Here is a 26,880-nt window from a genome sequence, read left to right as displayed (position 1 = left end):
AGCTCACGGGTTAGTGTTTGCAATAATGACGGATGTGAATACATTCAAGCCTGAAGACGGCAACGCATCGGACCGGCCGCCCTCGATGGCGGACGTAGCAGCCGTCGCCGGGGTCTCCCACCAAACCGTATCCCGCGTATTGAATGATCACCCGAATGTCCGCGAAGGCACGCGAGTGCGAGTGCTGGAGGCCATCAAGGAACTTGGGTATCGGCGTAATCTCGCGGCTCGTGCCCTGGCCACGGCGCAATCGCGCACCATCGGCATCCTGACCATTGGCAGCGAATTTTTTGGGCCGCAATCCACTGTGCTTGCGGTGGAATCCGCTGCTCGCGCACAGGGATATTTCGTCACCGTGACCTCCATGGATAGTTATGACTTTGGTGGAGCGGTCACGGCCCTGAACCATCTCACCGACCAAAATGTGGACGGCGTGGTGGTGGTCGCCCCGCATGACAAAGTTACCGAGGCGATTGACGATCTCAAGCTGAAGGTACCGGTGGTGGTCGTCGCCGCCCGCACGGATGTACCGGCGGGGGATCCGGTGCACTACGTCTACGTCGATCAGCGCAACGGTGCCCGACAGGCGACGGAGCATTTGCTTGCCTTGGGGCACCAAAAGATCGTCCATGTTTCGGGCCCATCCGGTTGGTTTGATGCCACAGAACGAAATATCGGTTGGCGTGAAGCCATGGCCGCCGCAGGTTATGAAGCTGTGGAGTTCCCGGCAGAATCTTGGTTGGCACCCAGCGGTTATGACGCGGGAGTAAGCCTCGCTCCTCGGGTAAAGGCCGGAGAAATCACCGCGGTCTTTGCCTCTAACGACTATTTGGCCATCGGCTTGCTTCGGGCGTTCTGGGAGGCCGGTCTGAGTGTGCCCAAGGACGTTTCGGTGGTTGGTTTTGATGATCTGCAGATCGCCGAGTTCTACATTCCCAAGCTCACAACGGTGCGCCAGCCGTTTGCCGACGTGGGTCGCGCCGCGCTCGCCGAGTTGCTCGGTGGCGAACGAGGACAGCAGGTGCCGCGCATGATCGCACCCACCATGATCGTTCGTGCCAGCACCGCTCCACCACCGCGAAGCTGAATTCTGCGCAAAAGGTAGTTGGCTAATTTTCGTCATGTGTTGCGCATCGCATTTTGTTAGCGCTAACATAATGTGAATGTTCCGACCGAACTCTGTGATCTCTTCTCTCGAAGAACAGCGGTGCGGTGACGCAACGATAGCCACCTGCCGTGCGGGTGCGAGGATGGAGTATCCATGACTGGCCAGCAATCAGGTTTGTCCGCGCCCGAGGTGATTGGCTCAGGGCTCGCAGTTCTGGGAATCGAGTTTGGTTCTACGAATATCAAGGCCAGCCTGATTGGACCTGACCACGAGCAACTTGCCACTGGCAATCACGCATGGGAAAACCAGTTCGTTGATCGAAGCTGGACCTATTCTCGAGAAGCAATGATTGCGGGACTGCAGAGCTGCTTTGCGGATCTGCTGGTCGATACCCAACATCAATATGGCGTGCGGCCAACTACCCTTGCGGCCATTGGCGTCTCGGCGATGATGCACGGCTACCTTGCCTTTGATGAATCCGATGAACTGTTGGTTCCCTTCCGCACCTGGCGCAATACCTCGACCGAACGGGCCTCCGTTCAGCTCAGTGAGGCATTTGGCTACAACATCCCACTACGCTGGTCGGTTGCTCACTACTATCAGGCACTGCTGGATCAAGAAGAACACATAGGCGCCGTCTCAAGTTTGAACACGCTGGCCGGGTTCATCCATCATCAGCTAACCGGGCGCAGGGTACTCGGTGCTGGTGACGCCTCGGGAATGTTCCCTCTGGACAGCGCTGAACTCGCTTACGACAAATCATTCGTACAGACTTTTGATCGAATGGCGAAGCCATTGGGAGCTACGGGTTCCTTGGAAGAGCTCTTACCGGAGGTCCTTGCCGCTGGAACCGAGGCTGGCAACCTGACTGAGGCCGGCGCGCTCTTACTTGATCCAACAGGGCAACTGCAGCCGGGAGCGCTCTTCTGCCCGCCGGAGGGGGACGCAGGCACCGGAATGGTTGCCACCAATTCCGTAGCGCAACGCACTGCGAACGTCTCGGTGGGAACCTCCATCTTTGCAATGGTTATCCTCGATGCCCCGCTGCGTGAAGTGCACCCCGAAATCGACATTGTCACCACTCCCACCGGGGACCCGGTGGCCATGGTGCACTGCAATAACGGTGCCAGCGAACTCGCCAGCTGGGCCGCGCTCTTCGGCCAGTTTGCCCAGGGGCTAGGCCATGAAACCTCCACGGATCAGGTCTATCAGACACTACTTACCGCGGCGCTGGACGGTGCAGCTGACGGCGGCGGGCTGCTCGCCTACAACTACCTCTCCGGAGAACCGGTAACCGGTTTGCCCGAGGGGCGCCCATTGCTGGTACGCACCCCGGATTCAACTTTTAGTCTCGCGAACCTGATGCGCACCCAGGTGTATTCGGTATTCGCCACGCTGAGCTTGGGCATGGAAATCCTCGCCGGAGAGGGAGTGAAAATCCATAAGTTATTCGCCCATGGCGGCATCTTCCGAACCGCGCAGGCCGCGCAGCGACTCCTCGCGGCTGCACTTAACGTCCCGGTATCGGTTGGCAGCACCGCGGAACATGGCGGTGCTTGGGGAATTGCGGTCTTGGCTTCCTACCGGCACCAGGTCGCGGCAAACTCGGCAGTCAGCCTCGCAGAATATCTGAACTCGCAGGTTTTTGCGCACGCCAAATTGCAGGAGCTAGCCCCGCAACAACAGGACGTGGCTGGATACGCGCAATACCTGCACGCCTATCAGGCCGGTCTGGATATCGAACGCGCGGCCATCAAGGCCATCTGAAAACACTTTCATCCCGGCACTTAGGAGAAATCGATGAGCCACGCTCAAACTTTAGCCAGCTACCCGAAGAGCATGCGTCAAGAAGTTGCCCGTATTCGCGAGGTCGTCGCTGCCCTGCACGCCGAACTGCCTCGTTATGAGCTGGTTGTCTGGACCGCCGGCAATGTCTCGCAGCGAGTACGGAACCCTGAGGTTCCTGACGGCAGCGCGGACCTGTTCGTGATCAAACCCTCGGGAGTCTCCTATGACGAGCTGACAGCCGAGTCCATGGTGGTCTGCACGCTAGACGGTGAGCTTTTGGAGGGTACACGTGCCCCGTCCTCGGATACCGCGGCGCATGCCTACACGTACCAGCACCTGCCCCACGTTGGGGGAGTGGTGCACACCCACTCGACCTACGCCACTGCTTGGGCCGCGCGCGGCGAAGAAATCCCCTGCGTGCTGACCATGATGGCCGACGAATTCGGTGGGCCAATCCCGGTGGGCCCGTTCGCGATCATTGGCGATGATTCGATCGGCCGCGGCATCGTGGAAACTTTGAGCGAATCGCGCAGCCCGGCCGTGCTGATGCAAAACCATGGTCCTTTCACCATCGGCAAGGACGCCCGTGCGGCGGTGAAAGCAGCGGTGATGTGTGAGGAAGTCGCCCGCACGGTCCATATTGCCCGCCAACTCGGTGATCCACTGCCGATGCGAGGCGAAGATATTGACGCACTCTACGCGCGCTACCAAAACGTTTACGGACAATAGCCGCTCGCTGGCGGCCAAAAAATTTCAATCCGAAAGGACATCATGAGCAAAGCATATGAATCCAAGGAAATCTGGTTCTTCACCGGAAGCCAGGACCTGTATGGAGAAGAAACCCTGCGACAGGTCGCCGAGCAATCGCGCGAGGTCGCCGAGGCCCTGGACGGCTCCGAGCAGGTTCCGGCGAAAGTCATATGGAAGCCGGTGCTCAAGGACGCGGAATCCATCCGCCGAGCCATGCTGGATGCGAACTCGGACGACAACGTGCTTGGCGTAATCACCTGGATGCACACCTTCAGCCCGGCCAAGATGTGGATCTCGGGTTTGAAGGCATTGGCCAAACCGCTACTGCACCTGCACACCCAGGCGAATGTGGAGCTGCCGTGGGACACCATCGACTTCGACTTCATGAACCTGAACCAGGCCGCTCACGGCGACCGTGAATACGCCTATCTGGCCACCCGGATCGGGGCCACCCGGACGACCGTGGTCGGCCACGTTTCCAATCCGGCGGTTGCCGGTCGTGTGGGCACATGGGTTCGCGGTGCCGCCGGCTGGAATGCCACCCAGTCGATGAAGCTTGTCCGCTTCGGAGACAATATGCGCAATGTCGCGGTCACCGAAGGGGATAAAACCGAGGCCGAACTGCGGTTTGGCGTCTCGGTAAACACTTGGGCGGTCAATGACTTGGTCGAAGCCGTGGAAGCGGTTGCCGAGGGTGATGTCGACGCGCTGGTGGCCGAATACGAGCGTGAATACGATGTCGTCGCCGAGCTGCGCGCCGGCGGAGACCGCCACGATTCGCTGCGCTACGCCGCCCGTCAGGAACTGGCTATCGAATCGTTCCTGCGCGCGCTGGGCGCCTGGGCTTTCACCACGAACTTCGAGGACCTCGGCGGGCTCAAGCAGCTGCCGGGCCTCGCGGTCCAGCGACTGATGGGCAAGGGCTACGGCTTCGGCGCCGAAGGCGACTGGAAGACCGCGGTGCTGGTGCGTGCCGCGAAGGTGATGGGTGCTGGGCTGCCCGGAGGCGCTTCGCTGATGGAGGACTACACCTATGACCTGACCCCGGGCAAGGAGCTGATCCTCGGCGCCCATATGCTCGAGGTCTGCCCTTCGCTGACCACCGACAAGCCGCGCATCGAGATTCATCCGCTGGGCATTGGCGGACGCGAGGACCCGGTGCGCATGGTGTTCAACGCAGCGGCTACCACCGGGGCCGTGGTGGTTTCGATGGCCGATATGCGTGAGCGTTTCCGCTTGACCGCAAACGTGGTTGACGTGGTTACCCCGCCACAGGATCTGCCGAACCTGCCGGTGGCGCGTGCCGTGTGGCAGCCGCGACCCGACTTCTCCACCTCGGCGGAGTCCTGGCTGACCGCCGGCGGGGCCCATCATACGGTCATGTCCACCGCTGCCGGAATCGAGGCCTTCGAGGTGTTCGCGGAAATCGCCGGCACCGAGCTGCTGGTGATCGACGAGAGCACCACACGCCGCGGCTTTGCCGAACAGGTGCGCCTGAACCAGGCGTACTACCGTTTGGCTCAAGGCCTGTAAGAGCGCAGGGGTCTTAAGCTGGCCAGCACCACCGGGTGCTGGCCAACGCCAATTAAGGCTTGGGCGGAAGCGGGTTCGACCCGGCTCAGTCTTCCCGGGACGGTGAGCCCAAGCAGTGGGCCAGAACTTGCTCGATTTTTGCGAAGCGGAAGTGGTGCGCGGCATCCAGCAGCTTCTGCGGGATCACCTGTTGATCTGCCATGGCCAATAGCTTGGAGCCTTGGGTGCCCAGCAGAAGTTTCGGGGCGGCTGCAGGCACCGGAATGATGGCCGGACGGTGCAGCGCCTTGGCCAAGGCACTGGTGAATTCAGCGTTGCTGACCGGGTGAGGGGACACCGCGTTCACCGGTCCGCTCAGCCGTGTGTCCCACAAAGCCCGATGGTAGATATCAATGAGATCGTCTAGGCCAATCCAGGACAGGCGTTGCTTTCCCGTGCCCAAACGGCCTCCCAGACCGGCGGCGAAGATCGGGCGCAGCACCGCGAGTATGCCACCCGAAGGGCTGAGCACCACGCCGGTGCGGATCTGCACCCGGCGCATATTCGACTCGCCTTGCTCGGCTGCCTGCTCCCAGCGTTTGACCACACCGGATAGGAAGTCCGCGCCCCCTGCCTCAGGAGGTGACTGCTCATCAACCGGGGCGGCTCCGGCTGAGGCGCCATAGATGCCGATGGCCGAGGCGCTGATGAATCGGGAGACGCCGGAGCGAGCCGCCAGCTCAGCCAGTGCCCGGGTGGGCTCAATGCGGCTTTCCTCGATTGCCTGCCGGTGCGAGTCGCCGAACCTGCCGAAGATGCTTGTCCCGGCGAGGTGGATGACCGCGTCGCAATCGTCTAGCAGGTCGTGCTCCGGAGCCTGCGGATCCCAACGTCGTTCGTCCTTTGATTGCGGCGCGCGGCGCACCAGCTTGATGACTCGGTGTCCTCCGGTGGACAGGAAGGCGCATAGCGCGGTGCCGACCATGCCATGGCTTCCGGTGACCGCGATGGTCAAAGGTTCCAGTCCTGCCTCGGAAGCCCTTTCGTGGGCGGCGAAATCGGCCGCGAGCTGGCGGTGGCGGTAGTCCAGCATCCGTTCGATCTGCGTTGCGGGCATATTGGAGCTGACACGGTCGGTGACGGTGGTGTGCCCAGGTCCCGCAGGTTCGGTGAGGTGTTCATGGCGCCAATGAGCCACGCGCGTGGGGGCAGCCCGCAAGCCACGAACCTGCAGCTCGTCAACGAACTGGCGATTCTCGAGGTATTCGGAGGGGTTGTGCTGGGCGTACCAGCGCAGTCCGCCGGGCAGCCCCAGCACCGCGGTTCCCTCGCGCAGGGAGCTGGCCTCTTCGATGACCTTGAGCGGAAGCCAGGGCGGCAGGAGCCGGCGGATCGCGCCGGGTCGGGCAAACCAGGCGGATACCTCGTCCGGGGGTGCCGGAAGCACGCTGGACCTTTGTGTAGTCATGGCCTAATACTATGTCCGGGACCCCTGACGCCATACCCCACGCGCATCGCGCGTCGGCGGGTATGCAGGGGAATGCTCGTGCTGTCCCCGGGGAAGGGGATAGCTGTTTGCGCGCGTCTGCGAGATCAGCAGTCTCCATCGTCTCTTTGGTTCTCAGTTTGGTCAGAGGCAATGCCTGGCAATGAGAATTCTCTGGTGAAGTGTGCACGCCAGCGCTCTCCAAGAACACGTTTCTTCATCGTCTAATCGAGACCAGGCTCCTACCGTAAATGTTGGGGTCTTGGCAAATTCCGGAGGGGCGCCGAGGGCAGCTGACGCCAATTGGCTAGTGAAGCATCTAGCGTCCACGCTACGGGAATCAACAGCACGCCACGTCATGTCAGGCCACCAATATTCCAGTCAGGAACTCATCTGGCCACGTTCTAAATATAGTGGGAGTGCCCGGATGGGCCATTTTGCCCTAAAAACTCACTGCTAGTTCCTTAATATCAAGGGTCACCGGCAACGTAGGTTTCCGAAGGTCTTCCGGGGGAAATTTCTACGGGCCTCCTGCAAGATTAGTATTCACATCTTTTCTCGCCTATGGATGAAGTACATGCAATGCGCTTTTGTTCAAATCATTGGTTGCCAGAATGACATGTCACTCTGAGGAGGCTCTAATGCTTGAAATCTCTTGCGCCTTAGCGGGCTTAGTACCCGCGTTGCCAAAGTCCCTGAATGCAACATCCCGTGGCCGTGTAGCAAGACCAAGCGGTTAGTTGCACCGAGGGAAATGCTCGCCTCCAGAGTTGTATTTCCCCTAAACGGCTTGGTTGATACCCCTCCTACTAAAGTATGATTCTCTTTCATTCTCTACTTGGCTAGTGTGTATATAGGAAATCAAAAGAATGTTCATCTTCTCTCGGAGTGAAAGCATCTTGAGAGTGATGGCTGAACCTACGTCAGCCATACACAGTACGCAGGAGAAAAATGCTGAAATATCTAGGGCTTACTAAAGACGCCACCGACTCCAACGAAACTTTGCCGAGTTGGCTTGGCGTCACCAAGAAAAAGCGTGTAATCGCATGCGCAGTTTCCATTGCTCTTGCGCTAGCAATGTTCTTCTTAACGCGTTGGCTGCTTGCGGATGTTCAAGAAGGTAGCTTCGTCAAGTATGTCCCTGGAATGTTCGGTGCGTTCACTCTTCTTCTTTCTATTGTGATTTCTGAACGCTCTCTGGTGCGCGTAAAAGATGCACCGGAACATCACAAGAACGAGTAGTAAATATCCAGATCCGTTTGTTTAGAGTCCAACTAGGGAAACTTTCTAATGTTTAAAAAGAGCGTTGTTATGATTTGCTCAGGGGTTCTTGCTGGAACCCTCTTAGTCGCGGCTCCAAGTGGTGCATTTGCAGACGAAAAACTATCCTCATCTGCTGTCATCACACCTTCGGTTTCCACGCCGATAGCAGAAGAGTTGTTCCTTGAGCGTTTCGAAGAGTGTCCAGCAATGGATGCCCCAGCTCCTAGATTTAGCAGACTAGGTGAAAACCTGGGGGCTGGTATTTCTGAAGCGGTGGACGCGAAGATGCTAGCGAAGATCAACGAATCGCGGATAGTGGCGGGGAAGCCGTCCCTGAGGAAAAACGTTAAAGCCATGCGTTATTTCGATTCTGGACGAATCGTAACTCTGGATGGTAGTGGAAAAATCGTTGAAGAGATCGCTGCTGAATACTCTGCCGATGCATCTGCCCAGAAGAAGTACGGCGATTTCATCGTCGCAACCCCGTCTAGCGCGCTGTCAGAAGCCGCACGAATCATCAAGGCGTGTATAGGAGTGGGTACAGATGGAGCGCTGTCGATCGAGGCCATTATTCAGATGGTCGCGACTCCCAAAAACGCAGCTAAGTTCGTCATCCGCCGCCTTGGTTGGTTTGGCGCGATTAGCTGTGCTGGTGGCATTATTGCCGAATACATCTAAGCGTCTTGGGGAAGATCTATCTTCTTAAAAAATGCAGCTGGACGCTAGAGGACTCAGACCTGCGGTGTTCCGAGTCTTCCCATAAGCGCGTTGAAAGCGCTTCTGTAAACACTTTGGTCTCACTGCGCCCCAGGGATAAATCAGTGAACCTGCGCTCATGGTCCACTTCAACATGCTGGAGCGTCTAGCCTGTCCGGTTCGGCCAATATCAAATTGTTGCCACTAGGGGTGGCGCAATTCACGTTGTTAGCGCTAACATGGTGTGAGCCCGGTCGCACTGCCGGGGTGAATCGGTAAACGCAGGAGGAAAAGATGGCACGGAATAACTGGGCTCGTCGGGCTGTAGCTACGTTCGGATCCCTCGCGCTCGTTGGCGCATTGGCCGCATGTGGTGGCAGCGGTGCCGGCGGTGGCGCGGGCGCCGAGGGCGAAACCAAGGCACCGGAGGACATCCAGGTAGGCGTCGCAATGCCAACCGAAACTTCCGAGCGCTGGATTGCCGACGGCGAAGCCGTGAAGTCGCAGCTTGAAGAAGCCGGCTACGAGGTCTTCATGCAGTTCGCCAACGATGACATCCCGACCCAGCAGCAGCAGATCGACCAGATGATCACCAAGGGTGCAGACATCCTCGTGGTCGCTTCGATCGATGGAACCGCACTGTCCAACCAGTTGCAGGCAGCAGCAGACCAGAACATTCCGATCATCTCCTATGACCGCCTGATCAATGGCACCGAGAACGTCGACTTCTACGTCACCTTCGACAACTACAACGTCGGTGTGCAGCAGGCTACCTCGCTGCTGACCGGTCTCGGCCTTGTCGACGACAAGGGCGAAAAGACCGGCAAGAAAGGGCCGCTGAATATCGAGCTCTTCGCCGGTTCCGTAGATGACAACAACGCCCACTTCTTCTGGAAGGGGGCCATGGAAACCCTCAAGCCATTTATGGATGACGGCACACTCGTGGTGAAGTCCAAGCAGACCAAGATCGAACAGGCAGCTACCCTTCGTTGGTCCCAGGAAGAGGCCCAGAGCCGCATGGAGGACCTGATCACCGCCCACTACGCCGGTGGAAAGACCAAGATCGACGGCATCCTCTCGCCATTCGATGGAATCTCCCGCGGCGTGCAGACCGCGTTGACCAACGCCGGCTACGGCAAGTCCATTAAAGACGGACTGCCGATCATCTCCGGCCAGGACGCAGAAATCGCTTCGGTGAAATTGATCGATGACGGCGTGCAGTACGCGACCATCTTCAAGGACACTCGCAAGCTGGCCTCCCAGGCAGTTACCGCTGTGAAGTCCTACGCCGAAGGCACCGAGCCAGAAGCCAACGACACCGAGTCCTACGACAACGGCAAGAAGGTTGTCCCGTCATTCCTGCTGGACTCCGACATCGTCACCGCCGATAATATCGAGTCGCTGCTCGTAGATTCCGGGTACTACACCGCGGCTGAGGTCAAGGCAGGACAGACCAAGTAGCACCGGTTGTTGCCGCGTCGGCGGGACCGCGTACCGCGCCCGCCGACGCAGCAAAAGCGCTTCACGCAGTACTCAGATCATGACAAGGACGGCTGCACTATGGACAGCACCATCCTGCAGATGCAGGACATCACCAAGACATTCCCCGGGGTCAAGGCCTTAGACGGAGTGAACCTTTCCGTCAGGCAGGGTGAAATCCACGCCATCTGCGGCGAGAACGGGGCCGGAAAATCCACCCTTATGAAGGTGCTATCCGGCGTCTACCCGCATGGCAGCTACGACGGGAAGATCCTGTTCAACGGCCAGGAGCTGAAGGCCGCGAACATCAAGGACTCCGAGTCCCAAGGCATCGTGATCATCCACCAGGAATTGGCCCTCGTGCCTTATCTTTCGGTGGCCGAGAACCTCTTCTTAGGTAACGAGACCAAGCGCCGCGGATTCATCGACTGGAACGACGCTAATCAGCGGGCCGCCAAGCTATTGGCTCGGGTAGGACTGGCCGAAACGCCGGTCACCCCGGTGGGCCAGCTCGGCGTCGGCAAGCAGCAGCTGGTGGAGATCGCCAAGGCCTTGAACAAGGACGTCAAACTGCTCATCCTCGATGAGCCAACGGCCGCCTTGAACGATGACGATTCCGCACACTTGTTGAATCTGTTGCGTGAATTGCGCGAGCAGGGAATCACCTGCATCATCATCTCGCACAAACTGGGTGAGATCGAAGATATCGCCAATAACACCACGATCATCCGTGATGGGCAGACCGTGGAATCCCTGGACATGGCTGACCCTGCCTCGACGCAGAGCCGGATCATTCAGGGCATGGTGGGCCGCGAACTGTCGGCACGCTACCCGGAACGCGAACCAGATATCGGCCAAGTGGTCTTCGAGGTTCGCGACTGGACCGTTCGCCACCCCACCCAGCAAGAACGCGTTGTCGTCGACAAGGCCTCACTGGACGTGCGCGCCGGCGAAATCGTGGGCATCGCCGGGCTGATGGGCGCCGGACGCACCGAGTTGGCCATGAGCGTATTCGGCCATAGCTACGGCCGCGGGATCTCCGGCACCGTGCTGATGGACGGGCGCAAGGTGGACACCTCCACCGTGGGCAAGGCCATCAAGGCGGGTATCGCCTACGTGTCCGAGGACCGCAAGAAGTTTGGCCTGAACCTCATCGAGGACATCCGGGTGAACACCACCGCCGCCGGGCTGGGAAAGATCTCCTCGGCCGGGTTCGTCAACGGCAATAAGGAAATCCAGATTGCCGAGCACTACCGCAAATCCATGCGGATCAAGGCACCGAGCGTACTGGCGAAAACCGGAAACCTCTCCGGCGGCAACCAGCAGAAGGTTGTCTTGGGCAAATGGCTGCATACCGCCCCCGAACTGCTGATCCTGGATGAACCGACCCGCGGAATCGACGTCGGCGCGAAATACGAGATCTACACGATCATCAATGAGCTGGCGGCCTCCGGCAAGGCGGTACTGGTGATCTCCTCCGAATTGCCCGAACTGCTGGGCATCTGCGACCGCATCTACACACTTGCCTACGGCCGGATGACCGGCCAACTCCCGCGAAGCGAAGCCACCCAGGAACGCCTCATGGAGCTTATGACCATCGAGAAGGAAAACGCCCGATGACACTGAAATCCGAGCTGAAAGACATTTTCACCAAGAATCTGCGCACCAGCGGCATCTATATCGCCTTCGTGCTCATCGTGGTGCTGTTCACCATCATGACCGACGGGTTGCTGCTCAGCCCGATCAACCTGACAAATATCATCCTGCAGTACTCCTACGTGCTGATCTTGGCCTTGGGCATGATCATGGTCATTGTCGCCGGGCATATCGACCTGTCGGTTGGCTCGCTCGTTGCGCTGACCGGCGCGGTCTCCGCGGTGATGGTCATCAAAACCGGTGCCCCGTGGTGGATCGGCATTCTCGCCGCGGTCGCGGTGGGTGCGCTGTGCGGTGTCTGGCAGGGATTCTGGGTTGCCTATGTGGGCATCCCGGCATTCATCGTCACCCTGGCGGGCATGCTGCTCTTCCGCGGGTTGACCTATGAGGTACTGAACAACGTTTCGCTTTCCCCGTTCCCTGGCGAATACCAGCAGGTGGCCGGCGGCTTCCTCAACGGCTTGCTTGGCGGCTACGGCTTTGACATGTTCACTGTGCTCATCGGTGTGATTGCGGTGGCCGGTTTGGTCTGGTCGCAGTATTCCACCCGCCGTGGACGCGTGAAGTTTGGCCAGGACGTCGAATCGATGGCCATGTTCATCGCGAAGAACGCGCTGGCCGCCATCGTGATCCTCTGGTTCTTCTGGCAGATCTCCATCAGCCGCGGCATGCCGATCGTGCTGATGATCCTGGGCGTACTGGTGATCGGCTACCACGTGCTGACCACGCGGACCGTATTCGGCCGCCACATCTATGCCATCGGTGGCAACCTCTCGGCCGCCCGCCTTTCCGGCGTGAACGTCAAAAAGGTCAACTTCTGGATCTTCGTGAATATGGGCATGCTCGCCGGCATCGCCGGCGCGGTGTTCTCTTCGCGGTCAAACGGCGCGCAGCCCGGTGCGGGCAATATGTTCGAGCTTGATGCAATTGCCGCCTGTTTCATCGGTGGCGCCTCGACCACCGGTGGTGTGGGCCGGGTGACCGGCGCGATTGTCGGTGGCCTGGTAATGGCGGTGCTGTCCAACGGCATGCAGCTGATGGGTGTCGGCGCCTCCACGCAGCAGATCGTCAAGGGCCTGGTGCTGCTGCTCGCGGTGGCCTTCGACATCTACAACAAGCGCCGCGCAGGCGAAGCTAGCTAAATGCGGCAGACCCTTCCGCCGGTTTGCTGGGCTAGTCCCGCAATACACCGGCGGAAGGGTTTCTTTATGCGCTCAACAACGCATGGTGACGAGGACAAGAAGACATGAAAACGAAGCAGAGGCCTGCGCTGCCCACCGCGAACGGGCAGCTGATCAACCTGGAAGCCCACGGGTACAGTGCCCAGATTGCCAGTGTGGGAGCCACGGTGGTGAGCTTGGAATACCTGCAGCGACCGCTGGTGCGTACCTTCGATCCGCAGCAATTGCGTCCGGTGTATTCCGGGGCAATTCTCGCGCCCTGGCCGAACCGGGTGATCGACGGCCGCTATCGCTGGAGCGGCACAGAGCTGCAGCTTCCGCTCAGCGAGGTGGCCCGCCGGCATGCGCTGCACGGACTGGTGTTTTCCAGCGATTTCTCGATCCTCAGCCAGAGCGATGATCGCGTTGAGCTCCAGGTTTTGGTGCCAAAGCAGGAGGGGTATCCCTTCGCCTTGCTGCTCAACGTGAGCTACCAGCTTGAAGCGACCGGGCTGCGCAGCACGATCAACGCGAGGAACCTCGGTACGGAACATGCCCCCTATGGTTTCGGTTCGCACTGCTACCTGGTGGCTCCGGGACGAAGCGTGGATGGCTGGCTGCTGGAAATGCCGGCCGACCGGGTGCAGCAGGTGAGCGGCGAACGGCTGCTTCCGCAAGAGGTCGTTGCCGTGGAAGGCACGGAGTTGGATTTCCGTAAACCGCGGCGCATTGCGCAAACCTTCGTGGACCATGCGTTCACCGGGCTGCGGATGCAAGAAGGGGAGCAGTTCCGAGTGCAGCTCACCGACGCTGATGGTGTTGGCAGCTACCTGAGCTGGGATGAAAAATGCCCTTGGGTCCAGGTGCACACCGCGGACCAGGCAGATCCGCAGTTGCACCGCACCGGACTTGCGGTGGAACCCATGAGCTGCCCGCCGGGTGCCTTCAACGATGGAACCGACGTCATCAGCCTGGCCCCAGGTGCCAGCCACCACGCTTCCTGGATTATCGGTGCGCTGCAGCCTGCCTAACTAGCTACCAGCAGTCCCACCGCCGCATCACCTAGCCACCACTGGAGTAGCACCATGCCACAGGGCACACAGCACAACGAGTCGCAGACCGCGCACCGGATCCACCATCTGGCCGACGGCCGAGAAGCGATCTTCTTCGCCGACCGCGGGCACAGCATTCCGGAGCAGGTCACCGACCAGCGAGCCCTGGATCCGCGCGGGGAACCCGGCGAGCTGCGCTATGACCGGCTGACCGGAGATTGGGTGGCCGTGGCAGCCCACCGGCAGGCGCGCACCTACCTGCCGCCGAAGGAAGAATGCCCGCTCTGCCCCAGCAAGGGAACCCGGCACAGCGAGATTCCGGCCAGCGAATTCGATGTCGTAGTTTTTGAGAATCGTTTCCCCTCGCTCGGCCCGGTCCTGGGCGAGATCCCAACGCCAGATGAGGCAGCGGCACTGCCCGAAGCGCAGATCCGCGCGGTGGGCCGCTGCGAGGTAGTCGTATTCACCTCGGACCATGACGGATCCTTCGGATCCCTAGGAGATGACCGGGCGCGCACCGTCATCGACGCGTGGGCGCAGCGCACCGCCAGCCTCTCGGCGATGCCGGGAATCAAACAGGTTTTTGTCTTCGAGAATCGGGGACAGGATATCGGGGTGACCCTGCACCATCCGCACGGCCAGATTTACGCCTACCCCTATGTGAGCCCGACGGCGCAAAAAATGGCTGCGCAGGCCCGCAAGCACTTGGCCGATACCGGGAAGAACTTGCTGGGGGAGATCCTGGACTCCGAACTTGCCGACGGCTCGCGAATCGTGGCACGCGGCGAGCATTTTTCGGTATTCGTCCCCTATGCGGCCCGCTGGCCCTTGGAAGCACACCTGGTTCCGCACCGGCAGGTCCCTGACCTGGCCGCCTTGTACGAAGCCGAAAAAGCTGAACTTGCGCTCATGTACCGAGATCTGATTCGACGCTTCGACGGGCTCTATGACACTCCCACCCCGTATATTGCTGCCTGGCATCAGGCGCCGCTGAACGACGCTGACCGGGCGGCCTCACGCCTGCACCTGCAGTTGACCAGTCCGCGCCGCGCCGCCGACAAGTTGAAGTTCCTTGCAGGCTCGGAGGCCGCCATGGGCGCGTTCATCAATGACGTTTCCGCCGAGCAGACCGCGGCCCGGCTGCGCGAGGTGACGCCTTGAGCACCAGCGACAGCAAGGAAACAGCGCAGCGCATCGGCCAGCTGCGTGAGAAATTCGTGAAGATCTATGGGCATCACCCCGAAGGGATCTGGCGCGCTCCGGGACGGGTGAACCTGATCGGCGAGCACACCGACTACAACCTCGGCTATGTGCTGCCCTTCGCCATCGACAAAAATGCGCTGGTCGCGGTGCGCCGCAAGTCCCAGCTCGAGCCTGATGCAAAGGTGCTGGATTTCGCCTCCACCTTTGGGCACGGCGAAACCCCGGCAATCACCTCGGTGGAGCTGGATGAACTGGTACCCGGGGCGGTGCCCGGGTGGGCGGCCTATCCGGCGGCCGTTCTCTGGGTATTGAACCAGCTGGAGGGGCTCGAGCTGACGGGGCTCGAACTGCTGGTGGATTCCGATGTCCCTGTCGGCTCCGGGCTCTCCTCCTCGCATGCGCTGGAAGTTGGCACCATCGTGGCGCTCAATGACCTCTACAACCTGGGGCTGGCCGAGACGGATATGGCCCGGCTGACCCAGCGTGCAGAGAACGAATTTGTGGGCGCACCCACCGGGATCATGGATCAGAGCGCCTCGCTGATGTCCCATGCTGGCCACGCACTGTTTCTCGATTGCCGAAGCATGGAATCCGAAGCGGTGCCCCTGCCGCTGATTGAACAGGAGGCGGTGGTGCTGGTAATCGACACCAAGGTGGAGCATTCGCACGTTGATGGTGGTTACGCCGCACGTCGGGACAGCTGCGAGCAGGCCGCCGCGGCGCTGGGCGTGGCTTCGCTGCGCGAGGTCAGCAACGTGGCGGAACTTGAAGCATTGGAAGATCCGGTGGTTCGGCGTCGGGCTAAGCACATCGTGACCGAAAACCAGCGGGTGCTGGACACCGTGCGCGTCTTGCGCGATGGTGATTTGAAGGCCGTGGGCCAGCTGCTCTGTCAGTCCCATGAATCCATGCGTGATGACTACGAGATTTCCAGCCAAGAGCTGGACGCAGCCGTTGAAGCGGCCATGGCGGCCGGGGCTATCGGCGCGCGGATGACCGGTGGAGGATTCGGCGGCAGTGCCATCGCACTGATTTCCGTGCAGCAGATTGCGCATGTCAGCCAGGCGGTAGAGACCGCTTTTGAACGGGCCGGGTACGTGCGGCCCGCCATTTTCACCGTGATTGCAGACGAAGGAGCAGGTAAAGCATGAGTTGGCTAGTGACCGGCGGCGCCGGATATATCGGATCCCATGTGGTGCGCTCGCTGACGCAGGCGGGACTGGACCCGGTCATTGTGGACTCGATGACCAGCGGTGTCCGCGGATTTGTGCCAGATGATGTGCCTTTCTACTCGGTGAGTGTGCTGCAAACCGAGAAGCTCACCGAAATCATGAAGCGGCACGACATTGCCGGGGTGATTCACCTGGCCGGCTACAAGTACGCAGGGGAGTCGGTCAAGCATCCGCTGCTGACCTTCGAGCAGAATGTCACCGGCACGGCGCATTTGCTCGAAGCCATGGAATATTGCCGAGTGCAAAATATGGTTTTCTCCTCTTCCGCTGCCGTCTACGGCACCCCGGATGAGGACATCGTCACCGAGGCGACGGGCACCTTGCCAGAATCCCCATACGGACAGAGCAAACTGATCGGTGAATGGCTGATCCGCGACCAGGCGGTGGCCCACGGATTGCGGCATACCTCGCTGCGGTACTTCAACGTGGTCGGCTCGGGAAGCGAAGGGCTCTACGATGCTAGCCCGCACAATCTGTTCCCGCTGGTTTTTGCGGCGCTGAGCGCGGGCAAGACTCCAAAGATCTTCGGCACGGACTACAACACCGCCGATGGCACCTGCGTGCGGGACTACGTGCATGTGGCTGACCTGGCCCTGGCGCATGTCGAAGCGGCCAAGAAGCTGGAAGCCGGAGAGCAACTGGAACCGATCTACAATCTGGGTTCCGGCGACGGGGTTTCGGTACGCCAGATCATGGAAGCGGTGGCCCGGGTGACCGGCAATGAGTTCACCGCCCTTGAGGAAGCTCGCCGGCCAGGGGATCCCGCGAGGATTGTCGCCGATGGCAAATTGGCCGCCCGGGATTTGGGCTGGCGGATGCGCCACAGCTTGGAGAAGATGGTGGACAGCGCGTGGCGGGCCTCCGCGCATCGGAGCTGAGCAGGTGATTGAGTAGCTCGGGGGCAAGCTGATCCCTGGTCTGTGCAATTGCGACCAGCAGGACATGTGGGTGGTCGTAACCTGTGAGGCACGGTGCAGGCGGCCGAGCCCTGCCCGGAACTGTGTCGAATCCTCGATATTTTGCCGGCAGGAAGCCCGGACAGTTGGCTTACAGGTCCACCGCGTTGGCGAGTACCGGGAGCTGCTTCCGGGCGTGCGCGACTTGATCCAGGTCAAGGTCCACAACCAGCAACTGCGGATCTATCCCTGCCTGGGCAATGATCCGGCCCATGGGATCCACCACCACGGAATGCCCGACTCCCAATGGCGCAGTGCCCGAAACCTTCCGGCCGACGCTGGCAGGGTCAGCCTGATCAACGGCAACCACAAAAGTCGTGGAATCCAGGGCTCTGGCCTGAGCCAGGGTGGTCCACTGGTCGGCTTTGCCTTCGCCCTGGCCCCAGGAAGCGGACACGATATTGATGGCGGCTCCCGCCCGGGCGTGATGCACGAACAATTGGGGGAAACGCAGGTCATAGCAGGTGGCAAGCCCGATGACGGTTCCCTCATGCTCAAACTGCACTGGGGTGCTTCCGGCGGTCACGGTATCCGACTCGGAGAAGCCGAAGGCATCGTAGAGGTGGATCTTGTCGTAGTGCGTATCGACTCCAGCGCCGGCGACCAGCAAGGTGTTGCGCACCCGGCCTTCTTGCCCCGGGGTGAACATGCCCGCGGCGATGGTGATGCCGATGTCGCGGGCCTGCTGGCGGACCAATGTCGCCCACGGCCCGTCTAAGCGCTGGGCAAAATCGGCAAGCGGGTGGCCAAAGGACACCTGCATGGCTTCGGGAAAGACCACCAAGGTCGCGCCGGCTTCTTTAGCTTGCCGCGCATGATCGCGGATGGTCACCAAGTTTCGCGTCGGATCTGCGGTGCTCAATACCTGAGCCAATGCGATTCTCATGGTGGGTTAGTCCTTCCTACGCTAATTAATGGAAAAGCCCTGCGTTCGAAACTCTACGCAGTAGCGGTAGAAAGGGACAACGAAAAGCTGAGCTGAATGGTAGAACAAGCTTCGCGGATGCATGCGTCGGTCGATCTCGAGGCTACCCGCGCTACATTTTTGCCATCTGCTGTTCTTCGCGGCCCTTGGAAACAGAATAGATGTCTCGCTGACGCTCGCCATCCACCTGCGCAGCCAAGGCATTCAACTCGTTCATTGACTGCTCTGAGAGTCGAATGTCCAGTGCCTCTAAATTGTCATCAAAATGGGCGCGGAAGCGGGTACCTGGAATTGGTGCAACGGCCACATCGTGGCGGTCAGCTTGCTCGTAGACCCAGTTCAGGGCTACCTGAGCCGTGGTGAATTCTTCACGTTCGGCCACAGTCTCGATGACCTTGCGCAACCGAAGATTCCGTTCCATGCTCGTTGGTTCGAAGCGTGGGAAGTTATGCCTGATGTCGCTGGCTTCCAACTGCTCCAAGGAATCAACCTGTCCGGTGAAGTAGCCGCGGCCCAGCGAAGCATAGGGCACTAAGCCGACGCCGAGTTCACTGGCTGCAGGAAGCAGCCAGCGCTCAATATCCCTGCTGAAGATTGAGTACTCCATCTGAATTGCCGTGATCGGGTGGACTTGGTGCGCTCGCCGAAGCTCGTTGGAAGTTACCTCGGACAATCCGATGTGCTTGACCTTGCCTGCTTGAACCAGTTCCGCGTAGGCTCCGACGGTTTCCTCGATCGGCACGCGGCTATCAACCCGGTGGTAGTAGTACAGGTCCACCTCGTCCACGCCGAGTCGTTGCAGGCTCTCATCGAGGCATTTTTTGATGAAGGCCGGATCGCCATTGGCTCGTGGGTCGCCCGGGTTTTTCGGGCGGACAATGCCAGCCTTGGTGGCCAGGGTAACTTCATCACGGCGGGTCTTGAGTACCCGGGACAGCAGCGACTCGTTATGTCCTTCGCCGTAGATGTTGGCGGTGTCGAGGAAAGTAACTCCTCTATCTATGACGTGATTTAGGGTGCGCAGGGATTCGTCGTCCTCGGCCGGGCCATAGGGACCACTGAGTGACATACTCCCAAAACCTTGACCGGTTACCTGCAGTCCTTGCCCGAGATCAATGGTGCCTACCTTGTCGTCCTGTGCCATGGGTATCCCTTAATTTTTCAATGTTATCCATTGCCGAGCCTAACGAAAAAGTCATCTGCAAGACATCAAAACTGGATGATTGTTGAGATTAATTAACTTATCTCAATGCGACACGCCGAGACTAAATACGCATTGACATGGGTAAAGAGACGCAGTCTCAAAAGGGGGTGATCATCTCAGAGTAAAGTTTCTGCCATGGTCACTGCGGTGCGTGAACGGGTGCGCGAGAAGATGAAGATCGAGTTGGCCGAACAGGCCTATGCCCTGTTTGCCGAACGCGGACTGGAGAACGTTACCGCACAGCAAGCTGCGCAGTCGTTGGGCATTTCCCGGGCTACCTTTTTCAGATATTTTTCCTCAAAAGAAGATGCGGTGATCACCGCCCTGCGTTCGTTCAGCGTGCATTTTTCTGAAGCGCTAGCCTCCATGGCCTCGCATCCCGGTGAAAGCCTGCTGGAACTTTTGCGCCGAAGCTTTGAATCGACAGTCGTGGCCGCCGAAGTGGAGCCAGAGGCTATGCGCGAGAGAATCCAGCTGGTCTGGGGGAGCCCCGCGTTACGCGCCAGCTGGCAAGACTTCAGACGTGAGCAGCAGGCCTCCCTGGCGCAGGCGCTATCCTCGTTTTGCGCCAACGTTCGTCGGGCGGAAACCTCCGCAGCGCTGGCCTTGACGCTCTATGACCACGCGCTAGTCCGCTGGGCTAACGCGCCCGGAGAGAGCTTGCGCGAAATCCTAGATGAAGTATTCGACTTTGCCGCCATGATCGATGATCAATGGGCTGGATCGAAGTAATTACAGAAACGTCGCTATGGCAGACGGGGAACTTTCATGGAGTTCGTGCTGGACCGTGCCCGTGGATCCACGCGGAGAAGGTGATTACAGCAAGGGCCAGAACCTCAGTGGCGTAATCGAAGTGCCGGGGATTTTCTACGGACCTGGAGGTATTGCCTCTCCGCGGCTTCTGCGATGAGTCGCTCCACCGCGATTATGCGTTGGTATGCCTGCCGGGTTTCTGCCGGAAGGTCGGGATCCACGATGAATGTTTCAAGATACTCGCGGGTCATCACGCTGTCCTGATAGTTGCCGAGGATGCGCTGCAGCTTGCGGACCCGGCGGCCCAATGCGACGGAATGTTTTGGATGGGGTGCGGCCGCCGCTTCGGCGGCGTGGAGCAGTCGTTTCGTGTCCTTGCGCAGCCGGTGCAATGCCTCATCGCGCTCGCGTCCGGGTTCGCTTCGGAGCGCGGCCCGGAACGAACGATCCGCGAGCCGGGCCTGATGGTTGACCAAAGTTGCTACCTCGACGCGGGTGGGCCGGACAACCGGGCCGGCAGCCGGGGGATGATCTCGAAAATGCTCGAGATTCTTCAAGAGCCGGCGGCAGCGTTTGGAACTCAGCTTCTTGCGTGTCCGCTTGTGTCCGGTGGTGCCTGGCGCGTGAAGCCCGTGTTCGAGTGCTCCGGTAATTTTTGCGGTTTGCCATTCGGCTGGCAGTTCGTTGATGCGGGTGCGAAGCCGATCGAGGATGACCTCAGCATCCCTGGTGCGGCCCAGAACTCCGGAAAGCCATTTCAATTCCCGCTTCAGGCTTTGGCATGGGTCCGTTGCGAAAAGATTCCCGTAGATTTCCAGGACCGAGCGCAGGCGCCGCGTTGCGGTGCGCATGTCGTGAACTGCTTCGGGGTCCCCGGAATGCACCAGGGGTTCTTGGATGCAGAGTTCCGCGAATTGCTCGTGGAAATATAGCAGCGCTACCCCAAGCATCGATGGCTCTTCGCTGTCCGGGAGGTCGGTGCCGCGTGGCCGCACATGGGGATTCTTGGGCAATTGGTGATTGGCCATCAGCAGCTCCCCTCACGAGTCCTCGGTCGGTATGCCCGATTCTAGCTGGCGGACATGAACACCGTGGGGGTTGAGGGCATCGCCGCTAACTATGAGCCCGGGATGATGCCTTCTGGCGACCCAGTCGTACCCGGTAACTCGCCCCTGGCTGCCGACCTGCCATTCGGCCGAGCCGAACTGAGCATGGAAGATGCCAGGGTTTTGGGCGCCGTGGGCATGGTGAATCGCTCGCCCAAACTGGCAGCAGCTGCGAACCCGGGTTCGGGTGCTTGCCGATTGAAGAAGAGGCCGCCCCCGAGGGAGTGCGGACTATTCCGCGACGGCGACCAGCTGCCGGCCCAGTACGCGGGCGGCTTCCTGCAATTCCGGCACGGCTGACTTGATAAAGACTTCATCAACGCGGGTGACCGGCCCGGAGACCGAGATGGCCATCGGGGTGGGTGCACCCGGGACCGGGACGGCGATGCAACGCACGCCGAGTTCCTGCTCTTCTTCATCGATGGCGTACCCGCGCTCACGGGTGGCTTCGACATCGGTGAACAGCTTGCCCAGGGTGGTGATGGTGTTTGCAGTTTTTGGCGGCATCCCGGCCTGGGCGACCAAGCGCTGTACGCGTTCATCATCCAGCACCGAAAGCACTGCCTTACCAACTCCCGAATTGTGGAGCATGGCACGGCGGCCCACCTCGGTGATCATCCGCATTGAGTGGGGGGACTGCGCCTGGGCGATATAGGTGACCATATCGCCATCGAGTACCGCAATATTGGCTGATTCGCCCAGCTTGCTTACGAGATCCTTCAGCACGGGGGAAGCTAAGGCCCCGAGCTGGCGATTGGCCACTTCGCCCAAGCGGATCAGCCGTGGGCCCAGCGAGTACCGGCGGTTAGGCAGTTGGCGGACGTAGCCGACTCCGACCAGAGTGCGCAGCAGGCGATGGATGGTCGGCAGCGGCAGGGGAGTGTCTGCGGCCAGTTCGCTGAGTGCCGCCTCGCCTCCGGCCCGAGCGATGACTTCCAGAAGCTCAAAGGCTCGTTCAACGGACTGAACCCCACCGGTGGTGGACTTGCTGGCGGTCTGCGTCATCTACTGCTCCTTTAGGGCACTGATTTTGGAATTAGCTTACGTTTCAGTTCTACGATGCGAAATCCTAGCCCCAAGAATACCCCGAAAACCCCATTTTCTTCCACGATCCGAAAATTAGTGGATGAAAAATCGTGCTCCGAGACACAAAAGCCTCTTGCATTTTCATTTTGAGGATAATAGTATCCGCTATACGGAAAACTTTTACAGGAGGATCTGATGGCAGCACCAAGCCCGGGATATTCATTGACGCTTCGCGTAGAGACCCCAGCATCGATTACCGCGACCAGTGAACTGGCTGCGGCAGTAGGCTCAGCTGGTGCCCACGTCACGGCCTTGGACGTCACCGAATCGCACCATACTCACATGGTGGTCGACGTTTCCTGCAACACCACCGACGTCGCCCACGGCGATACGGTACGCGATGCCCTGAACAATCTTGACGGGGTAAATGTCCGCAACGTTTCGGACCGCACCTTCTTGATGCACCTCGGCGGGAAGCTTTCGGTGACGCCCAAGGTGGCGCTGCGCAACCGAGATGACCTCTCCCGGGCCTATACCCCGGGTGTGGCGCGAGTCTGCATGGCTATCGCCGAGAATCCGGCAGATGCCCGCAATCTCACGATCAAGCGCAACACCATCGCCGTGGTCACCGACGGTTCGGCCGTCCTGGGACTGGGCAATATCGGTCCAGCCGCCGCCTTGCCGGTGATGGAAGGCAAGGCAGCGCTCTTCAAGCAGTTCGCCGACGTTGATGCCTGGCCAGTTTGCCTCGACACCCAAGACACGGACGAGATCGTCAATATCGTCAAAGCCATAGCCCCGGTCTACGGCGGGGTCAACCTCGAAGACATCTCCGCGCCGCGCTGCTTTGAAATCGAAGCCCGCCTGCGCGAAGAGCTGGACATCCCGGTCTTCCACGACGACCAGCACGGAACCGCCATCGTAACGCTAGCCGCCTTGGTCAACGCGGCGAAGGTAGCGGACAAGAAGCTCGCGGACCTGCGCATTGTGGTTTCAGGTGTCGGGGCCGCCGGAAATGCAATCATCGCGCTGCTGAAGGCGCGCGGTGCAAGCAACATCATCGCCTGCGGGCGCAACGGAGCGATCAACCGCAACGAACAGTACACCGATGCGCACCGTACCTGGTTGGCGGAGAACACCAACCCCGAGAATTTCACCGGAACGCTGAAGCAGGCCGTAGTCAACGCCGATGTCTTCATCGGGGTTTCGGCACCGAACGTCCTGGACGAAAAGGATATCGCCGCGATGAACGAACGCGCGATCGTCTTCGCCATGGCCAACCCGGATCCCGAAGTGGACCCGGCGGTTGCAGGTCGCCACGCGATGGTGGTTGCCACCGGACGAAGCGACTTCCCGAACCAGATCAACAACGTGCTGGCCTTCCCCGGATTCTTCCGCGGATTGCTCGACGCTGGCGTCGCCGATATTACCGACGCCATGCTCTTAGCCGCGGCAGATGCGATCGCCGCCCGGGTTGCGCCGGAAGAGCTGAATCCCGGGTTTATTGTCCCTTCCGTCTTTGACCCGCTGGTAGCCGCAGACGTAGCGGCAGCGGTGGTTCAAGCAGCAGGCAAACAGTAGAACCCACACGTAAATAATGTCGATGGAACACGACACTGACAGGTTAAGGAGCACCATGACCATCTCAATTACACGAATCCCAGAGGTAAGCGGCGCAGAAGCGATCCTCAGTGACGAGGCGCTGGCTTTCATTGAAAAGCTGCACGAAAAGTTCGCCGGCACGCGCAATGACCTGCTGGAGGCCCGCGATGTGCGCCGCCAGCAGTTCTCCGATGCACGCGCCATCGACTTCGACCCGGAAACCGAGTCGGTGCGCACCGGGCACTGGAAGGTCGCCGAGGCTCCCGAAGCGCTGCGCGACCGCCGAGTGGAGATCACCGGCCCGGCAAGCCCCGCCAAAATGGCCATCAACGCACTGAATTCAGGCGCCAAGGTCTGGCTTGCGGATCTGGAGGATGCCTCGACCCCGAACTGGTTCAATGTCATCGACGCGATAGCTAACCTGAGCGCCGCGGCTCGCGGGGACCTGTCCTTCACCTCGCCGGAGGGCAAGACCTACGCGCTGCGCACCGACGCGCCACGCGCCGTCGTGGTGGTCCGCCCACGCGGCTGGCACCTGCCGGAGAACAACGTGCTGATCAACGGCAAGCCTGCCATCGGCGCGCTGGTCGACTTCGGCCTGCACTTCTTCCACAATGCGCGTGTGCTCGCAGAATCGGGCCAGGGCCCGTTCTACTACTTGCCGAAAATGGAGCACTACCTGGAGGTCCGGCTGTGGAACGAGGTGTTCACCTTCGCGCAGGCGGAGCTCGGCATCGAGTACGGCACCGTGCGCGCCACAATGCTCATTGAAACGATCCCCGCTGCCTTCCAGATGGAAGAGTTCCTCTACGAACTGCGTGACCATGTCTCGGGTCTGAATGCCGGACGCTGGGATTACCTGTTCTCGATTATCAAGACCTTCCGCGAGGCGGGCGAGGCATTCATCATGCCGGACCGTTCGGCCGTGGCCATGACCGCGCCGATGATGCGCGCCTACACGGAACTGCTGGTGAAGACCTGCCACAAGCGTGGCGCCTTCGCCATGGGTGGCATGGCCGCCTTCATCCCGAATCGCCGCGAGCCTGAGGTCACCGCCGCGGCCTTCGCCAAGGTCCGCGAAGATAAGAACCGTGAAGCCGCCGACGGTTTCGATGGCTCCTGGGTTGCCCACCCGGACCTGGTGGAAATCTGCAAGGAAATCTTCGACGGCGTATTGGGCGATAAGCCAAACCAGATCGACCGCCAGCGTCCAGAGGTTGAGGTCAGCGCCGCGCAGCTGCTCGACGTGGCCAGTGCACCGGGTGATGTCACCGAAGCCGGGGTCCGCGCAAACCTATACGTCGCGGTGAACTACGTGGCCGTGTGGCTCTCGGGCAACGGCGCGGTAGCCATCCACAACCTGATGGAAGATGCCGCCACCGCGGAGATCTCCCGCTCGCAGATCTGGCAGCAAATCCGCAACAAGGTCGTGGCCGCCGATACCGGCAACACCATTACCACGCAGCTGGTGTCCACGATCCTCGCCGAAGAGGTCGAGCGACTGCGCTCCGAAGTGAACAACGAGGAGCAGTTCGCCGCCTACTACCAGCCGGCAGCCGAGCTGATCTCGACGCTGACCAGCGGCAAGGATGAGGACTTCGCGGACTTCTTGACCACCCCAGCGTACGAACTATTGGATAAGGAATTCGTGACCAAACCATGAGCAACCTCTTCGATGAGTCAACTCTAGCCGCCGTGGAAGCGCGGCTGGCCGACACCGACAAGCTTCTCGCCCAGAGCTACCCGGGGGAGAGCGGAGCGCGCCAGCCGGTGCACACCGTGTACGTTCCCGGGGACCGGTTTACCGGTGAACTTGCCGCGCAGTGGGGCGCCGCAGCCCTCGCGGTAGCCGGCGGTGCCGCGGGACTCGGCGAGCTGGCTTCCACGCTAGGGCTCTCCGAGCCCGAGCGGCTCGGAGCTTTGGTGGCGGCCAAGCTAGAGGTTGAACCCATCGAAGATTTGCGCCTCGATTTCGAGGATGGCTACGGCAACCGGCCGGATGCCGAGGAGGACGAGCATGCCCTGGCTGCTGCCGACTCGGTATCCTCCGCCGTGGCCGCCGGGCAGGCTCCGGCTTGCCTTGGCATCCGCTTCAAATGCTTTGAGGCGCCGACCCGTGCCCGCGGCATTCGCACTTTAGATCTTTTTATCTCCCGGCTGCTTGAAAATGGTCCGCTGCCCGCCGGGCTGAGGCTGACCCTGCCAAAGGTCAGCACCGTGGTTCAGGTAGAGGCAATGGTATTCCTCGCCGAGAAGCTAGAGGAGAACCATGGGCTCGAAGCCGGACGGATCCGCTTCGAAGTGCAGGTAGAAACTCCGCAGGTGATCATCGCAGCGGATGGTTCCCATCCGGTGGCGCAGCTGATCCACGCCGGCCAAGGCAGAATTTCCTCCCTGCACTACGGCACCTATGACTACTCGGCTTCCCTTGGCATCGCGGCCGCCTACCAGTCAATGGAGCACCCCGTCGCCGACTTCGCCAAGGACATCATGCAAGTGGCTGTCGCGGGTACCGGAGTGGAACTATCCGATGGCTCCACCAACATCATTCCGGCCGGAGACCCCGAGAATATTGCGGCGGCTTGGGCATTGCATGCCCGACTGGTGCGCCGCCATCTGGAACGCGGGATCTACCAGGGCTGGGATATGCACGCGAATCAGCTACCCACCCGCTATCTGGCAACCTTCGCGTTCTTCCGTGAAGGTTTGCAGGCCGCAGCGACGCGACTGCGCAACTACGTCCACCGGATCGACTCGGCCATCATGGATGAGCCTGCCACCGCGCGGGCCCTGGCTCGTTATATCCACCGCGGCGTGAGCTGCGGTGCGGTGAGCGAAGAAGAAGTGCAAGAACTAGCCCAAATCTCAACCGCCGAACTCGAAGCAATCGCGCTAAACCGTTCACACGCCTAGGAGGAACATC

Annotated in this window: 22 protein-coding genes; 17 read left to right on the top strand and 5 right to left on the bottom strand. The window is 60.3% G+C overall.

The genetic code is table 11. The features are described 5' to 3' along the window. Window positions 1–25: 25 nt before the first annotated feature. The 4 genes from LG294_RS17800 (at window position 26) to araA (ending at window position 5,179) form a co-directional block, all read left to right on the top strand. On the top strand, window positions 26–1,087 hold the full coding sequence (locus LG294_RS17800) for a LacI family DNA-binding transcriptional regulator (protein WP_404288133.1): 1,062 nt from the start codon (window positions 26–28) through the stop codon (window positions 1,085–1,087). A gap of 174 nt (window positions 1,088–1,261) precedes the next feature. Next, window positions 1,262–2,875 (top strand): xylulokinase, encoded by a 1,614-nt coding sequence (locus LG294_RS17795; protein ID WP_404288131.1) that lies wholly within the window; start codon window positions 1,262–1,264, stop codon window positions 2,873–2,875. 33 nt (window positions 2,876–2,908) lie between these two features. Further along, the gene (locus tag LG294_RS17790; protein WP_404288129.1) at window positions 2,909–3,625 is read left to right on the top strand and encodes an L-ribulose-5-phosphate 4-epimerase; all 717 of its coding nucleotides are present in this window, start codon (window positions 2,909–2,911) and stop codon (window positions 3,623–3,625) included. 42 nt (window positions 3,626–3,667) lie between these two features. After that, a complete protein-coding gene (gene araA / locus LG294_RS17785; protein ID WP_404288127.1) occupies window positions 3,668–5,179 on the top strand; it encodes an L-arabinose isomerase in 1,512 nt (503 codons plus the stop codon). An 85-nt stretch (window positions 5,180–5,264) separates the two neighbouring features. On the opposite strand, the gene LG294_RS17780 is transcribed toward araA, so the two are convergent. Beyond that, on the bottom strand, window positions 5,265–6,626 hold the full coding sequence (locus tag LG294_RS17780) for a TIGR01777 family oxidoreductase (RefSeq protein ID WP_404288125.1): 1,362 nt from the start codon (window positions 6,624–6,626) through the stop codon (window positions 5,265–5,267). 969 nt (window positions 6,627–7,595) lie between these two features. Between LG294_RS17780 and LG294_RS17775 the strand changes: the two genes are divergently transcribed. The 9 genes from LG294_RS17775 (at window position 7,596) to galE (ending at window position 17,263) form a co-directional block, all read left to right on the top strand. Continuing rightward, the gene (locus LG294_RS17775; RefSeq protein WP_404288123.1) at window positions 7,596–7,886 is read left to right on the top strand and encodes a hypothetical protein; all 291 of its coding nucleotides are present in this window, start codon (window positions 7,596–7,598) and stop codon (window positions 7,884–7,886) included. A gap of 48 nt (window positions 7,887–7,934) precedes the next feature. Beyond that, window positions 7,935–8,585 (top strand): hypothetical protein, encoded by a 651-nt coding sequence (locus tag LG294_RS17770; protein WP_404288121.1) that lies wholly within the window; start codon window positions 7,935–7,937, stop codon window positions 8,583–8,585. 312 nt (window positions 8,586–8,897) lie between these two features. Beyond that, window positions 8,898–10,064: a multiple monosaccharide ABC transporter substrate-binding protein gene (gene chvE / locus LG294_RS17765; protein WP_404288119.1), complete on the top strand. Its 1,167-nt coding sequence runs from the start codon at window positions 8,898–8,900 to the stop codon at window positions 10,062–10,064. Window positions 10,065–10,163: 99 nt separating this feature from the next. Next, window positions 10,164–11,702, top strand: coding sequence for a multiple monosaccharide ABC transporter ATP-binding protein (mmsA, locus tag LG294_RS17760; RefSeq protein WP_404288117.1), 1,539 nt, complete (start codon window positions 10,164–10,166; stop codon window positions 11,700–11,702). Then, complete coding sequence (mmsB, locus tag LG294_RS17755) at window positions 11,699–12,880, top strand: multiple monosaccharide ABC transporter permease (protein WP_404288115.1); 1,182 nt, start codon at window positions 11,699–11,701, stop codon at window positions 12,878–12,880. The genes mmsA and mmsB overlap by 4 nt, the downstream gene beginning before the upstream one ends. Window positions 12,881–12,984: 104 nt before the next feature. Then, window positions 12,985–13,929 (top strand): aldose 1-epimerase family protein, encoded by a 945-nt coding sequence (locus tag LG294_RS17750; protein WP_404288113.1) that lies wholly within the window; start codon window positions 12,985–12,987, stop codon window positions 13,927–13,929. Window positions 13,930–13,983: 54 nt separating this feature from the next. Next, complete coding sequence (gene galT, locus LG294_RS17745) at window positions 13,984–15,111, top strand: galactose-1-phosphate uridylyltransferase (RefSeq protein WP_404288111.1); 1,128 nt, start codon at window positions 13,984–13,986, stop codon at window positions 15,109–15,111. After that, on the top strand, window positions 15,108–16,304 hold the full coding sequence (galK, locus tag LG294_RS17740; RefSeq protein ID WP_404288107.1) for a galactokinase: 1,197 nt from the start codon (window positions 15,108–15,110) through the stop codon (window positions 16,302–16,304). The genes galT and galK overlap by 4 nt, the downstream gene beginning before the upstream one ends. Further along, on the top strand, window positions 16,301–17,263 hold the full coding sequence (gene galE / locus LG294_RS17735; protein WP_404288105.1) for a UDP-glucose 4-epimerase GalE: 963 nt from the start codon (window positions 16,301–16,303) through the stop codon (window positions 17,261–17,263). Before galK ends, galE begins: the two co-directional genes overlap by 4 nt. Before the next feature lie 169 nt (window positions 17,264–17,432). Here galE and LG294_RS17730 read toward each other — a convergent pair whose 3' ends face one another. Further along, window positions 17,433–18,227: a carbon-nitrogen hydrolase family protein gene (locus LG294_RS17730; RefSeq protein WP_404288103.1), complete on the bottom strand. Its 795-nt coding sequence runs from the start codon at window positions 18,225–18,227 to the stop codon at window positions 17,433–17,435. Window positions 18,228–18,378: 151 nt separating this feature from the next. Further along, window positions 18,379–19,410: an aldo/keto reductase gene (locus tag LG294_RS17725; RefSeq protein ID WP_404288101.1), complete on the bottom strand. Its 1,032-nt coding sequence runs from the start codon at window positions 19,408–19,410 to the stop codon at window positions 18,379–18,381. Between the two features lie 195 nt (window positions 19,411–19,605). Here LG294_RS17725 and LG294_RS17720 point away from each other — a divergent pair, with 195 nt between their 5' ends. Beyond that, complete coding sequence (locus tag LG294_RS17720; RefSeq protein ID WP_404288099.1) at window positions 19,606–20,202, top strand: TetR family transcriptional regulator; 597 nt, start codon at window positions 19,606–19,608, stop codon at window positions 20,200–20,202. Window positions 20,203–20,306: 104 nt separating this feature from the next. Here the strand turns inward: LG294_RS17720 and LG294_RS17715 are convergent, their stop codons facing one another. Then, window positions 20,307–21,251 carry a CHAD domain-containing protein gene (locus tag LG294_RS17715; RefSeq protein ID WP_404288097.1) on the bottom strand — a complete coding sequence of 315 codons (945 nt, stop codon included), beginning with the start codon at window positions 21,249–21,251 and terminating at the stop codon, window positions 20,307–20,309. A gap of 309 nt (window positions 21,252–21,560) precedes the next feature. After that, window positions 21,561–22,334, bottom strand: a complete 774-nt coding sequence (locus tag LG294_RS17710) for an IclR family transcriptional regulator (protein ID WP_404288095.1) — start codon at window positions 22,332–22,334, stop codon at window positions 21,561–21,563. A gap of 216 nt (window positions 22,335–22,550) precedes the next feature. On the opposite strand from LG294_RS17710, the gene LG294_RS17705 reads away from it, so the two are divergent. The 3 genes from LG294_RS17705 to LG294_RS17695 are packed head-to-tail and all read left to right on the top strand — an operon-like array spanning window position 22,551 to window position 26,870. Next, the gene (locus LG294_RS17705) at window positions 22,551–23,936 is read left to right on the top strand and encodes an NAD-dependent malic enzyme (protein WP_404288093.1); all 1,386 of its coding nucleotides are present in this window, start codon (window positions 22,551–22,553) and stop codon (window positions 23,934–23,936) included. Window positions 23,937–23,991: 55 nt separating this feature from the next. Further along, on the top strand, window positions 23,992–25,620 hold the full coding sequence (gene aceB, locus LG294_RS17700) for a malate synthase A (RefSeq protein WP_404288091.1): 1,629 nt from the start codon (window positions 23,992–23,994) through the stop codon (window positions 25,618–25,620). Further along, entirely contained in the window at window positions 25,617–26,870 is a 1,254-nt protein-coding gene (locus tag LG294_RS17695; RefSeq protein ID WP_404288089.1) for a DUF6986 family protein, read from the top strand. The genes aceB and LG294_RS17695 overlap by 4 nt, the downstream gene beginning before the upstream one ends. Window positions 26,871–26,880: the final 10 nt, after the last annotated feature.

Source organism: Glutamicibacter arilaitensis (assembly GCF_044793945.1).
In the GTDB taxonomy this organism is placed as follows: Bacteria; Actinomycetota; Actinomycetes; order Actinomycetales; family Micrococcaceae; genus Glutamicibacter; species Glutamicibacter arilaitensis_B.
The sequence above is the reverse complement of the archived record's forward strand: the minus strand, read 5'-3'. Positions and strand labels throughout refer to the sequence as shown.